14 protein-coding genes are annotated in these 12,705 nt (G+C 52.0%); 12 read left to right on the top strand and 2 right to left on the bottom strand.

The genetic code is table 11. The features are described 5' to 3' along the window. Nucleotides 1-105 precede the first annotated feature (105 nt). From AC0LWN_RS26385 to AC0LWN_RS26375, 3 genes are all read left to right on the top strand, one after another. Nucleotides 106-1,239, top strand: coding sequence for a DNA alkylation repair protein (locus AC0LWN_RS26385; protein ID WP_474670662.1), 1,134 nt, complete (start codon nucleotides 106-108; stop codon nucleotides 1,237-1,239). A 51-nt stretch (nucleotides 1,240-1,290) separates the two neighbouring features. Then, entirely contained in the window at nucleotides 1,291-1,815 is a 525-nt protein-coding gene (locus AC0LWN_RS26380) for a GNAT family N-acetyltransferase (RefSeq protein ID WP_474670660.1), read from the top strand. A 158-nt stretch (nucleotides 1,816-1,973) separates the two neighbouring features. After that, the gene (locus AC0LWN_RS26375) at nucleotides 1,974-2,522 is read left to right on the top strand and encodes a hypothetical protein (RefSeq protein WP_474670658.1); all 549 of its coding nucleotides are present in this window, start codon (nucleotides 1,974-1,976) and stop codon (nucleotides 2,520-2,522) included. A 61-nt stretch (nucleotides 2,523-2,583) separates the two neighbouring features. Here the strand turns inward: AC0LWN_RS26375 and AC0LWN_RS26370 are convergent, their stop codons facing one another. Beyond that, the gene (locus tag AC0LWN_RS26370; protein ID WP_474670656.1) at nucleotides 2,584-3,129 is read right to left on the bottom strand and encodes a hypothetical protein; all 546 of its coding nucleotides are present in this window, start codon (nucleotides 3,127-3,129) and stop codon (nucleotides 2,584-2,586) included. Nucleotides 3,130-3,367: 238 nt separating this feature from the next. On the opposite strand from AC0LWN_RS26370, the gene rnhA reads away from it, so the two are divergent. From rnhA to AC0LWN_RS26355, 3 genes are all read left to right on the top strand, one after another. After that, the gene (rnhA, locus tag AC0LWN_RS26365) at nucleotides 3,368-4,033 is read left to right on the top strand and encodes a ribonuclease H (RefSeq protein WP_474670654.1); all 666 of its coding nucleotides are present in this window, start codon (nucleotides 3,368-3,370) and stop codon (nucleotides 4,031-4,033) included. A gap of 75 nt (nucleotides 4,034-4,108) precedes the next feature. Then, the gene (locus AC0LWN_RS26360; RefSeq protein ID WP_474670652.1) at nucleotides 4,109-4,777 is read left to right on the top strand and encodes a uracil-DNA glycosylase; all 669 of its coding nucleotides are present in this window, start codon (nucleotides 4,109-4,111) and stop codon (nucleotides 4,775-4,777) included. A gap of 31 nt (nucleotides 4,778-4,808) precedes the next feature. Next, nucleotides 4,809-5,213 carry a hypothetical protein gene (locus tag AC0LWN_RS26355; RefSeq protein WP_474670650.1) on the top strand — a complete coding sequence of 135 codons (405 nt, stop codon included), beginning with the start codon at nucleotides 4,809-4,811 and terminating at the stop codon, nucleotides 5,211-5,213. A gap of 232 nt (nucleotides 5,214-5,445) precedes the next feature. Here AC0LWN_RS26355 and AC0LWN_RS26350 read toward each other — a convergent pair whose 3' ends face one another. Then, complete coding sequence (locus AC0LWN_RS26350) at nucleotides 5,446-5,727, bottom strand: hypothetical protein (RefSeq protein ID WP_474670648.1); 282 nt, start codon at nucleotides 5,725-5,727, stop codon at nucleotides 5,446-5,448. Between the two features lie 404 nt (nucleotides 5,728-6,131). Between AC0LWN_RS26350 and AC0LWN_RS26345 the strand changes: the two genes are divergently transcribed. The 6 genes from AC0LWN_RS26345 (at nucleotide 6,132) to AC0LWN_RS26320 (ending at nucleotide 12,447) form a co-directional block, all read left to right on the top strand. Then, nucleotides 6,132-6,893: a DeoR/GlpR family DNA-binding transcription regulator gene (locus AC0LWN_RS26345; protein ID WP_458964017.1), complete on the top strand. Its 762-nt coding sequence runs from the start codon at nucleotides 6,132-6,134 to the stop codon at nucleotides 6,891-6,893. Between the two features lie 32 nt (nucleotides 6,894-6,925). Then, nucleotides 6,926-7,837: a 1-phosphofructokinase gene (gene pfkB / locus AC0LWN_RS26340; RefSeq protein ID WP_474670646.1), complete on the top strand. Its 912-nt coding sequence runs from the start codon at nucleotides 6,926-6,928 to the stop codon at nucleotides 7,835-7,837. A 37-nt stretch (nucleotides 7,838-7,874) separates the two neighbouring features. Then, entirely contained in the window at nucleotides 7,875-9,800 is a 1,926-nt protein-coding gene (locus tag AC0LWN_RS26335; RefSeq protein WP_474670644.1) for a PTS fructose transporter subunit IIABC, read from the top strand. A gap of 172 nt (nucleotides 9,801-9,972) precedes the next feature. After that, the gene (locus AC0LWN_RS26330; protein ID WP_474670642.1) at nucleotides 9,973-10,473 is read left to right on the top strand and encodes a Crp/Fnr family transcriptional regulator; all 501 of its coding nucleotides are present in this window, start codon (nucleotides 9,973-9,975) and stop codon (nucleotides 10,471-10,473) included. A gap of 340 nt (nucleotides 10,474-10,813) precedes the next feature. Then, the gene (locus tag AC0LWN_RS26325) at nucleotides 10,814-11,485 is read left to right on the top strand and encodes a YitT family protein (RefSeq protein WP_474670640.1); all 672 of its coding nucleotides are present in this window, start codon (nucleotides 10,814-10,816) and stop codon (nucleotides 11,483-11,485) included. A gap of 170 nt (nucleotides 11,486-11,655) precedes the next feature. After that, nucleotides 11,656-12,447, top strand: a complete 792-nt coding sequence (locus AC0LWN_RS26320; RefSeq protein ID WP_474670638.1) for a TIGR00266 family protein — start codon at nucleotides 11,656-11,658, stop codon at nucleotides 12,445-12,447. Nucleotides 12,448-12,705: the final 258 nt, after the last annotated feature.

The raw sequence follows: 12,705 nt of genomic DNA, 5'->3' as shown, positions 1-12,705 counted from the left end.
CGAATATGACATAAGGCTGTCCGGTTACTCGTGTTATGATTTCCTGGCTACACTTGAGAGTAGAAGACGGCAAATCATCACAGCATTGGCCAGGAGGAGAATAGCATGGCAGAACCACTAAAAGCAATATACAATGAAGAATTTTTGCTCAGCTTCGGCAGTAAGCTGAAATCCGCATACAAGGAGTTTGAGCTTGAGGGCTTCGTCGCTGAGGCGCTGAAGGACCCTTGGGAGGAGCTGGAGCTTAAAGGCCGGATGCGGCGGGTTACGGAGACGATGGGCGTTTTTTTGCCTCAGCGTTATGAGGATGCTGTGAAAATTCTATTTGCAATAGATGAGGAATGTGTAGGCTTTCCTTACCTGATCTTTCCCGATTTCGTTGAGGTATTCGGGGGCAGTGAAGAGCATTGGGACCTGTCGATGGCAGCGCTGGAGCGGTTCACGCCCAAATCATCGGCGGAATTCGCCGTCCGGCCGTTTCTGCTGCGTGATCCGCAGCGGATGATGGCGCAGATGCTGATCTGGTCGCAGCATCCGAATGAGCATGTGCGGCGGCTGTCCAGTGAAGGCTGCCGTCCCCGCCTGCCCTGGGCTCAGGCACTGCCGGCGTTCAAGCGCGATCCGTCGCCGGTATTGCCGGTGCTGGAGCAGCTTAAGGCCGACCCGTCGCTGTACGTCCGCAAAAGTGTGGCCAACAATCTGAACGACATCGCCAAGGATCATCCCGATCTCGTAATTGCGACTGCCCGGCGCTGGCAGGGTCAGAGTGCGCATACCGACTGGATCATCCGGCATGGCTGCCGCACGCTGATCCGTAAAGCGGACCCTGATGTAATGGCTCTGTTTGGTTATGCCGAACAGGCGGACGATACCCCGCTGGCGGTTAGTGCAGCCCTCTTCGTAGAGCCTTCCGTGCTGCGGATCGGCGACAGCAGTGAGCTGGCGTATGCTCTTACCATCCGCGAGGGGGAAGCGGTTCGTATCCGCATCGAATACGGAATTGATTTCGTGAAGGCTGGGGGCAAGACCTCCCGTAAGCTGTTTCTGCTGTCCGATAAAACCGTTCCCGGAGGGACCCGCCTGACCGGGAAACGCACCCACAGTTGGGCTGACCTGACCACCCGCCGCCATTATGCGGGCAGTCATACGATCTCGCTGCTGGTGAATGGACGCGAAACGGCAACAGTGACACTTGAGCTTGAGCCGCCTGATGATCAGGCTGAAAGAAAGCAGCCCTGAGAGCATTGCTGATATCAGAGAGAGGCTGCTATGAATCCTGGAGGTAGAAAAATGTTTCCAATACTTGAGACTGACCGCCTTACATTGAGAGAGCTTACCGCAGCAGATTCCGAAGGTATCTTCGCCTGCTTTTCCAATATGGAGGTCATGCGCTATTACGGGCAGGAGCCTTTGACGACGCTTGATGAGGCAGCGGAGTTCATTGATTTCTTCGCGGGAAGCTATCGCGACCGCAGAGGCATCCGCTGGGGCATCGAAAGAAAAGACAGCCAGGAGCTAATTGGCACAATCGGATTCAATGCCTGGTCGCCGAAGCATAAGCGCGCGGAAATCGGCTACGAGCTGAATCTGCAGCATTGGCGGAAGGGGTACATGGCGGAAGCGGCTGCCAGAGTTATAACCTATGGCTTTGAAGCGCTGGAGCTGGCCCGTATCGGTGCGGTGGTCTTTACCGGGAACGAAGCTTCAGCAGCGCTGCTGACGAAGCTTGGCTTTGAGCATGAAGGACTCTTGAGAAGTTATATGGTACACGATGGCGTATCCCATGATACGAATGTGTACTCTATCCTGAAATAACGATGTCCGAACAGAGGACATTGTTATGGAAGCCTCGAATTTGGCGAAGCCAAATTGAGGGCCTTCTATGAAATTTCATCGTCTGAAGTGCCGCGAAAGAGCGGCATGGTTGTGTATTGTGAAGGGTTAATTCCCGGGCACTGTAAGGAGGGAGAGGCTTGAACAAAACTTTAATTTTGCTGTCGCTGCTGATGATTCTGCTTGCGGGCTGCGAAGGAGAAGGGACTAAGGAGCCAAGCACTGTTTCCACGACAGCCACGCCTGCCACGCCTGCAGTTGTCATGCCGGAGCAAAAGCCGGAGGATTTCGCTTTTTCCGTCAGCTATGGCGTTACCGCCAAGAATGAGATCAATACCTATAGCGGCACGGTAACAAAGGATCTGATCACCAAAGGTACAGCAACGGCAAATTTGAAGCTGACGGATGCTGAAATGACCGATATTTACAAGCGGATGCGTGACCTGAACGTACTGGGAGATCTGAAGCTGGAGGTTGAGGACAAAGCTTGCGCTCAGGTCCCCTATGAGGAAGAGCATTGGCTGATTCAAATCAACGGGGAGCAGAGGGCGCTTGATTGGAGCGAAGAGAACTGTCAGATCACTTCAGATGCCCGGAAGCTGAAAGAGCTGCGTAATGTTGTTGTTAAGCTGGTTACAAGCAGATCAGAGTACCAGGCGCTGCCCGAAGCGGAGGGCGGATATGAGTGAACAGGTAAAAGCGGATCTCCACTAACTCAAGGAGGTCCGCTTTTGTTTTTCAACTGGGTTTCTATTTCTTCACTTCAGTCACACCGGTCACTTTTCCCTGGTCAGATGCGCTGTAGGTGGCCTGGTATTTTGCATCCGAAAAATATACGTTGCCATTAATCGTTGCATTCACGACTTTGAAGCCGTTCGCTTCAACGTATACGTCACCGGCGAAGGTGCCGCCCTGAATCTGGGTATTTTCGCTTCTGATGGTGATTTTGGGAGCGGTCAGAGTGAAGGAGTTGGTGATATTGTGATCCGCATCCTGGGTGTACAGGGCGATTTTGCGTGCCGGCTTATCCTTATGGATGAATTGGCCGTCTACGACAAGAGCCTCCGTGAAGGTCAGATCCTTAAGGGTTGCGGCAATCCAGGTGCCATTCTTGCTGATCGCCTTCTTGAAGTCCTCTCCGTTATCGACTACGGAAGCCGATGTAACCGCATCGGGAACAGCAGTAGCGTTGCCTGCGGCTCCGTTGTTCACGGCTGCATTGTTTTTGGCTGCGTTTCCGCATCCAACGAGCAGAGTCAGAATGAATACTGCAGCCAGCGCTGCAAGCTTTCTCATGTGAATAACCTCCTAAGGTGGGATTACTTATTTCGCCAGTCAAATTTACCAGCCGTTCTATAAATGATAAAATAGGCCCGGGCAAAGCTATGAGGATATTATGAGCCTGTAACCGCCTAATTATCCGCAAAATTCCTGCACACCGCGCTCAGGCTATTATTATTACTTCTATATACGCGCAGTTTGGATTACAATATTCTTTTGAATAGTTCACCTTAGGATGAAAGGAGCTGTACCCTTGGCTAAGCAGAAATATTATGTGGTGTGGGAAGGCAAAACGCCGGGAGTTTACGGCACATGGGCGGAATGCCAGGCGCAGACAGACCACTATACCGGGGCAAAATATAAATCTTACGAATCCAAAGCCGCAGCGGAGGCCGCCTATAAGGCGGGCTGGAAGGGCAACTGGGGAACCGGAGCGGCAGCTTCAGGCGCGGCGAAGAGCAGGCCGGCGGGCGGAACGTACAAGCGCAGCGCGTCCGTGGAAACCTCGGCGGAAATTGACTATGACAGCATTTCGGTAGATGTGGGAACACGGGGGAATCCTGGACCGGTAGAGTATAAGGGCGTGGATACGCAGACCGGAGATATTATTTTCTCCTGCGGCCCTATTAAGAAAGGCACCAACAATCTCGGGGAGTTTCTGGCTATCGTCCATGCGCTGGCCCATCTTAAGAAAGAGGGCAGCAGCCGAACGGTTTACAGCGATTCTGTGAATGCGCTCAAATGGGTCAAGCAGAAGAAGGTGGCCACAACCTTGCCGCGCGATGCTTCGACAGAAGAAATATGGACGCTGATCGACCGTGCGGAGAAGTGGCTGCAGAGTAATACATATGACAACAAGCTGCTGAAATGGCAGACCAAAGAGTGGGGAGAGATCAAGGCTGACTACGGCCGGAAATAAACGGCAAGGCGCAAGATAATATCGCTGTCATCAGGCAATGATGAATATGTCGCAGTAATCGGGAGGAGAACGGGGATGTTTGACAACGATTGGAATGAAGTATTGCAGGAGGAGACGCAAAAGCCCTATTTTCAGGAGCTTCGTTATGCATTAGCCAGGGAGTATAAGCAGTATAAGGTGTATCCGCCCAAAGAAGATCTTTTCTCGGCGCTGAAGCTGACACCTTACCATAAGACGCGGGTAGTTATTCTGGGCCAGGACCCTTATCACGGAGCAGGCCAGGCGCATGGCCTCAGCTTCTCGGTCAAACCGGGGGTGCGCATTCCGCCTTCTCTACGCAACATTTACACTGAGCTGCAGGAAGATATGGGTGCGACTGTTCCGAACCACGGCTCGCTGCTGCACTGGGCGGAGGAAGGTGTCCTGATGCTGAATGCAGTGCTGACGGTGCGTGAAGGGCAGCCCAATTCGCACAAAGGGCTCGGCTGGGAGACCTTCACGGATGCAGTCATGGAGAAGCTGAATGAACGGCAGGAGCCGATGGTGTTCATCCTCTGGGGCAGCCACGCCCAGCAAAAAGGGGCCTACATCGACCGCAGCCGCCATTTGGTTATCCAGTCTCCGCATCCAAGCCCCTTCTCGGCGCATCGGGGATTTCTCGGCAGCCGTCCGTTTTCACGGGCTAACGGATACCTGGAATCGAAAGGCTTACAGGGAATAGACTGGTTCATACCGAATATATAGTTAGCTTGGACACAGCGGAGGGGGTGGGGCAATGAAGCATTGGGTAGGCAGACCAGTCATAATGTATTGCGGAGAAGAGCCCTACACAATCATGAAGGGTGTATTGCGCAAATGGGACCCTGCAGCTTCAGTGGCCGTAATCGGCCACCAGGAAATTTCTGTGCCTTTTCGTGACATTGTATTCATCAAGGCGCTTACTCCCAAGGAGAGAGCTTTCCCTCCGGTTCTGCATTCTGTCGGATACGTCATGAGAGAACGCCAGCAGTTCGATAATGCGGTCTATTTCAAATCGGCTGTGACAGTATGGAAGGGCGACCAATTGATTGCCTTCAATACGACGATCCTTTCGCATACCAAAGGCTCGGTTACGCTTCAGGACGGGCAGAGCCTGCTGAAAGGCAGCCATATCTTTGTGGTACGCTCCCTGCGGGGCTGACAGCATCAGCACAACAAGAGACGGAGATTCTCCCGGGGAGAATACTCCGTCTCTTGTTGTATTATGTATCACGGGGCTTTTCATGAAGAAGGTCAACGCGGGCTTGTCCATAGCGGTGGAGGACATGGTGCAGAGCTTGTCAGATTCCTAACATTAGTGCGGCGGGAAGTAAGCTCCCGGCTAAACAGCATTAAGCAATTCCACTGGCTTCTTCCTGCCTGAATATAGTCAATTAACGCGGTGGACGGGTTTTGCGTCTTACCGCTTTTTTTCTGGATCTAATGAATAAAACCGGCTCAATGTCGGTCTGGCCTCCGGTTTCCTTGGTGACTTGCTTGGCTTTGACCAGAGATAGAAAGGCAAAGAAATCCCCAAGAGCGGTTAGCCCGGCTCCAATAATAGCATAATCTTCAGCGTCCAGCTCATCTATTTCGAGGGGACCGCCGCTATCACTTTTTTTAGGGTTATTATTGCTGTTGTTCCCGTGTCCAGAATTGTTGTTGTTTTTGGCCATCTCCAGTTCACCCGCTTTTTCACGTATGTAATATAAAATATGTAAAACCCTGCCGGGATGAAATAGGCGATTGAGAGGATATTTCTAAGCCTCATTTGAAAAACTAATTAATAAAGCAAATGAGCACAAATGAGCATCGCCGGTCATTGAAGCACACTTGCAGATTATGTGGGGAAAATCGGGTATATTTTTGCTTCCTCAAGAGAAAAATAACCAAAAAAAAGCGCTTTACACGGAATGTAAACGCTGTTACAATCATAAATGAGCAGAAGTGATCACGAATAGTCAATAACGATCAATTTGCCGCTCACGTTTCTGATCATTTATGAAGCAAAGCTATCCATAGATAACGCAGGATTTCAATGCTGATAACTTGCGCTGTGTAGAGAGGAGTGAGCCCACCCTTGTTTGAAGAGGAACGTAAGGCCAGTATCGTACATTTTGTCGAGAGGCATACAAGAGCTTCGGTTCAGGAGCTGAGCCAGGAGCTTGGCGTTTCTGAATCTACAGTCCGCCGGGACCTTAAGGAGCTTGAGGAAGCGCGGCTGCTGAAGCGCACACATGGGGGAGCGGTCTCTCTGCAGAGCGTGAATTTTGAAGCGGCGTTTCCGGATAAAGAGGACCGGTTCCTCGATGAGAAGCTGCGAATTGCCGGCAAGGCAGTGGAGATGATTCAGGAAGGCGACGCCATACTCCTGGATGGTGGAACCACCACGCTGCAGATTGCCAGAGCGCTGAAGACATTTTCGAATCTAAAGGTCATCACGAACTCCATGATCGCTCTGAACGAGCTGAAGGATTGCCGTAATATTGAAGTTTCAATTACAGGCGGGCTGCTGCGGCCGGATACTTTGGCTTTTGTAGGGCCGATGACGGAGCGGTCGCTGGAAATGGTCCGGGTGGATAAAGCATTTCTCGGCACGAACGGGCTGGATTTGCATGATGGCATCACCACTCCGAATATGCTGGAGGCTGCGACCAAGCGCAAGATGATCTCAGTGGCGAAGCAGGCTATTCTGCTGGCCGACCACAGCAAGATTGGCCAGGTGTCCTTTTGCAAGGTGGCTGATCTGCGGGAAATTGATCACTGCATTCTGGATACGCAAGCACCGGAAGGCTTCATTCGCGGGCTGGAAGGACTCGACGTCGGCTTTACCTTGGCGTAAGGACGAGAAAACATAAATAATGAGGGATAACAATGATCTATACAGTAACGCTTAATCCTTCCATTGACTATATCGTGGAAGTTGATGACCTGACACTCGGCGGCCTTAACCGCATGACACGGGATCTGAAGCTGCCTGGAGGCAAAGGGATCAACGTGTCCCGTGTGCTGAACCAGCTTGAGGTGGAGAATACGGCAATTGGCTTTCTTGGAGGTTTTACCGGGCGGTATATCGAGGATTGGCTGCACGAAGAAAAGATATCCAGCGATTTCGTATCCGTTGCAGATGATACCCGGATCAATATCAAGCTCAAGGCCGCAGAAGAGACTGAGATTAACGGAACCGGTCCGGTGATCCGGGATGCGGAAGCAGAAGAATTATTGCTTAAGCTGGAGGCGCTGCAAGCCGGGGATACGCTCGTTCTGTCCGGGAGTGCTCCGCCTTCGCTTGGGGGAGACTTCTACAGCAAGCTGATTGCAGTATGCAAACGCAAAAAGGCTGAATTCGTGATTGATACAACAGGTCAAGCACTGAAGGATGCGCTGGCTCTGGAACCGCTGCTTGTTAAGCCGAATCATCATGAGCTGGCAGAGTTGTTCGGCGTCACCATCAAGACAAGGGAAGAGATCATCACTTACGGACGCAGGCTGATGGAGTCAGGCGCACGGTATGTGCTGGTATCCATGGCAGGCGAAGGGGCTTTGTTCATTTCGGATCAAGGCGTGTATTATGCGAGTGCACCATCTGGCACAGTGAGGAATTCAGTGGGCGCAGGCGATTCCATGATCGCCGGATTTGTGGGCACACTGTCTCTTACCGGAGATGTGCTGGAGGCTTTCCGAACCGGAGTTGCTTGTGGAAGCGCGACGGCATTCTCCGACGACCTGGCGGAAAGAACACTCATTGAGCAGCTTAAGCCTCAGATTGAAATTTCTCAGGTATAAACAAGCAGCACACATGTGATATAAGGAGTTGATTGTAATGAAAATTACAGATTTGCTGATAAAAGAAACCATGATCATGAACCTCAAGGCCGTGACCAAGGAGGCCGCGATTGATGAGCTGATTGCCAGTCTTGCGGCCAGCGGGCGGATTAATGATCCCGTACTGTTCAAAGAGAAGATTCTGGCGCGCGAAGCCGAGTCCAGCACAGGAATCGGCGGCGGGATTGCCATGCCGCATGCCAAGACCAAGGCCGTTAATGAAGCCACCGTTGTGTTCGCCAAAAGCGCAGCAGGGGTGGACTTCGCTTCCCTCGATGATGAGCCGGCAAAAGTGTTCTTTATGATTGCCGCCCCGGAAGGCGCTGGAAATATGCACATGCGGACACTTGCGGCATTGTCCAGGCTGCTCATTGAAAGCGAATTCATCGAAGCGCTGATGAAGGCCCGGACTCCTGATGAAGTGATCGCATTGTTCGATGCCAAACAGGCCGAAGCTGAGGCTAAAGCACAAGAAGAAGGACAAGGAAGCGGAGCCAAGCAGCCGGAGGCAGCACGTGTAATTATCGGCAACCCGAATACGGAGAAGTTCGTTGTTGCTGTGACAGCTTGTCCTACGGGTATTGCCCATACGTTTATGGCCGAAGATGCTTTGAAGAAAAAAGCCAAGGAAATGGGTGTCAACATCCGTGTGGAAACTAACGGTTCAGAAGGCGCAGCGAATGTGCTGACCCCTGATGAAATCGCCCGGGCCAGCGGTGTTATTGTTGCCGCCGACAAAAAAGTGGAAATGGACCGCTTTGCCGGCAAACCGGTACTGCAAAGACCAGTGAGCGACGGCATCCGGAAGTCCGAAGAGCTGATCACCAAGGCGATGAACGGCGATGCCCCGATCTACCGCAGCGAGGGCCGCAGCAGCGATGAAGCAACGTCAGCGAGATCCGGCAGTGTCGGCAGCAAAATATACAAGGATCTGATGAACGGAATTTCGCACATGCTGCCGTTTGTAGTCGGCGGCGGGATTCTGCTGGCGATCTCCTTCCTGTTCGAGCAGGCTGCCGGTGTGGACAATCCGATTGTCAAGCTGCTTCAGACCATTGGCGGCGGCGATGGCGCCTTCCATTTCCTGATTCCGATTCTGGCCGGATTTATTGCGCTCAGCATCGGCGACCGTCCGGCCCTGATGCCGGGTATGGTCGGGGGCTATATGGCCCTGAACTCCAATGCCGGGTTCCTTGGCGGTCTGGCTGCCGGTTTCCTTGCCGGTTACGTGGTGATTATGCTCCGCAAAGCCTTTGCCGGCCTGCCCAAAACGCTTGACGGTCTGAAGCCGATCCTGCTCTATCCGATATTCAGCCTGCTTATTACAGGCGGTATCATGTTCTACCTGTTCGATCCGGTGTTCAGTTGGCTTAATACAGGACTCAAGGATGTACTAGACAACCTTGGAACGGGCAACGCCGTCCTGCTGGGTCTGGTGCTTGGAGGAATGATGGCGATTGATATGGGCGGACCGTTCAATAAAGCGGCTTATACCTTTGCGATTGGCGTATTCACCTCCAGCGGCAACACCAACGGTCTGATGATGGCTGCGGTTATGGCGGGCGGTATGGTCCCTCCTTTGGCTATCGCTCTGGCTACTACCTTCTTCAGAAATAAATTTACCGAAACAGAACGCAAATCCGGTCTGACGAACTATGTGCTGGGCTTGTCGTTCATTACGGAAGGGGCCATTCCTTTTGCGGCAGCCGATCCGATGCGTGTTCTGACCTCCTGTATCTTAGGCTCCGCTGTTGCCGGCGGTCTGACACAACTGTGGAAAATCAATGTTCCTGCTCCGCATGGCGGCATTTTTGTAGCGGCGCTTTCCAGCAATGCCCTGCTGTTCATTCTTGCGGTTCTGATCGGCTCCGTAATTTCCGGGCTGATGCTGGGACTGTGGAAGAAGCCGCTGGCGGCGAAGTGATTCTCTAGCAAAATCCATCAAACAACAAGCCCTACATTCCACTCCAATGTGGTCTGTGGGGCTTTCATTTTAGGATTAGCTTTTTCTTTTTTGTCTGCGTGCGCTCCATTTTTCAGTCGTATTTCTGTATAATTACCAATATACATAACGAGAAGCCGAAGGAGAGAGCGAGATGATTTTGCACAAAGGAGAGGTCCTGTTCCGTCAAGGAGACGGCGGCCAGAATCTGTACAAGGTGAAGAGCGGGCTGTTTAAGGTGACTAGGCTCCATGAGAACGGGAACGTAGTGCTGTTCAACCTCCTGTATCCCGGTGAGACGGTCCCCCACCATTCCCTCATTTCGCCGAAGGAGGCGCATGGAACGGCAGTAGCGATGATGAAAAGCGAGGTGGAGGTTATTCCGGCAGCCGAATGGTACCGCGAGATTCGCGAAAAGCCGGATAAAATGTTGGAGATTGCCCTGCTGCTCCAGGAGAAGGTGCGTTTTATGCAGACACGCCTCGACCATCTTACCGTCGGAACACCGGGCGAGCGGCTTGAGCTGTTGACCCGCTGGTTCAACGAATACACACATGGCGCACCGCTGACGGATTTATTGACACAGGAGGAGATCGGGCAACTGATCGGTGTACGGCGTGAGACGGTCAATCGTCTGCTGCGCAATCCGGGCTGACGTACATTTTACATTAAGCTTGATGTTTTTTAATGGAAAACGGTTTTTAGAAGCATCGCCGCGTGGTATAATTAAATAAGAATACATCAAATTAGAGAAAGGATCAGGATACCATGTGTCCCCGAAGGACGATTCCCCAAAGGACGATTTGGAAACGTTATGATCTGTCTTATACTTAGCTTCCCTGTAGAAGGTGCGCGTACCGTTGCTTTTTGACGAAACCGCCTCTGCGAGGGAAGGGAGTATTGTATATGCGAAGGAGCACCATCTCCTCCGGTCATACCCGTCGTAGAGGCTTAAAGGACGTCTAAGCCGCCATTTACGATAAGGGGAGACCTGTATGAGGAAACAAGACAGTAGCATGAGCTTGCTGCTTCGATTAACTGTCATTTTGTCCGGAACATTTCTGCTTGCATTTACTTATTATCACATCAATTATCAGAATCATCTAACCGAGGGCGGATTCGTAGGTTTGTCTCTGCTCGGTAAATATGTGCTAGGCATTTCGCCTTCATTATCCATCCTATTCTTGGATATACCAGTACTCATAATCGCCATGATCTTCAAAGGAAGAGCGTTTGTAGTGAACACCTTCATCTCCGTAGGAGCCTTCACGGTATTCTACAGTCTGATGGAGCATTATTCCGGCTGGGTCATCAACCTGCAGGATAACCTGCCGATTGCGGCGCTGTTGTCCGGCGTACTGACAGGTCTGGGAGCTGGAATGGTCCTGCGCGGCGGCGGGGCGAGCGGTGGTGACGATATTTTGTCGCTGCTGATCAGTGAATGGAAAGGAATTAAGGTAGGAACCGTATTTATCCTGATGGATGTTATCGTTCTGGCGTTATCGCTTTTCTATATGCCTCTCAAGGAAACGCTGTACACTGTAATGGCAGTCGTCGTTGCCGGTTATGTCATTACATTTACAACCTCTCTTGGCAGACCTAAGCTGAGCCACGCACCGAAAATCCAACCCAAGCTAAACAAGCCGCATGATGGTACGGTAATGTGACAATTTCAGAATCAGACCCTGTTTCGGGGATAATCGAAAGGTCAGTCAGAATACGTTCAGGCTGGCCTTTTTGGTATGCGGAAGTTTGAAACGATTTGCGCATAGGAAGCGTATATATCTCAGCCTTACAGACATAGGATTACATAGCACACATTTAGGAGGAATTATTGATGAGCGCTCATGAAATTGATTATGTGATAATGGGTGAGGAAATACAGTGTGTCGAGGTACAGCTTGATCCCGGGGAGAGCGTTATCGCCGAAGCCGGAAGCTTCATGATGATGGACCCGGAGATTTCGATGGAGACGATCTTCGGCGACGGTACCGGATCACGCGGAGGCGGGCTGATGGGCAAGCTGATGGGTGCGGGCAAACGCCTGCTGACCGGGGAAAGCCTGTTCATGACCATCTTCACACACGCCGGACCCTATGGCCGGAAAAGTGTAACCTTTGCCGCCCCATATCCGGGCAAGATCATCCCGCTCGATCTGCAGCAATACGGCGGTAAAATTATCTGCCAGAAGGATGCTTTCCTCTGCGCGGCCAAAGGTGTCTCAATAGGTATTGAGTTTCAGCGCAAGCTGGGTGTCGGCTTCTTCGGTGGTGAGGGCTTCATTATGCAAAAGCTTGAGGGAGACGGACTTTCCTTCGTCCACTCCGGCGGCTATATCATGGAGCGGACGCTGCAGCCTGGAGAGACGATCAAGCTCGATACCGGCTGTCTGGTCGCTATGACCGCTTCCGTGGATTATAATATCGAGTTCGTCAAAGGCGTAAAGACCGCCCTCTTCGGCGGTGAAGGCCTGTTCTTCGCCACCCTGCGCGGCCCGGGCAAGATTTGGGTGCAGTCTTTGCCGTTCAGCCGGATGGCGGACCGCATCCTATCGGCTGCTGGCAATTCCGGCCGCAAGGAAGAAGGCAGCATCTTAGGCGGCCTGGGCAATCTGCTGGATGGCAAATAGACTTGCGGGAAGGCTGCGGGATGCCGCTGCTCCCAGCGGTGGCGCTTGCCAAGACTAGCTAAAGCTAATATTAATGAACCAGCCGCCCTCCCAGGCTTGCTCTGGAGGGGCGGCTGGTTTGCTTTTTGGCACATTGGAACGGGGAGAATTCTATCGCATGAAGCTCAGTAACAGAGGCACCGCTGATCCCGATAATTGTATTTGCTGCAGTTAAAAAGCCGTCAAACCGGCTATTTTCATCAATAGCTGCATTTCGTG

This window comes from Paenibacillus sp. sgz302115 (assembly GCF_056120445.1).
Note: the sequence above shows the minus strand (reverse complement) of the source record. Positions and strands in the feature narration are given on the sequence as shown.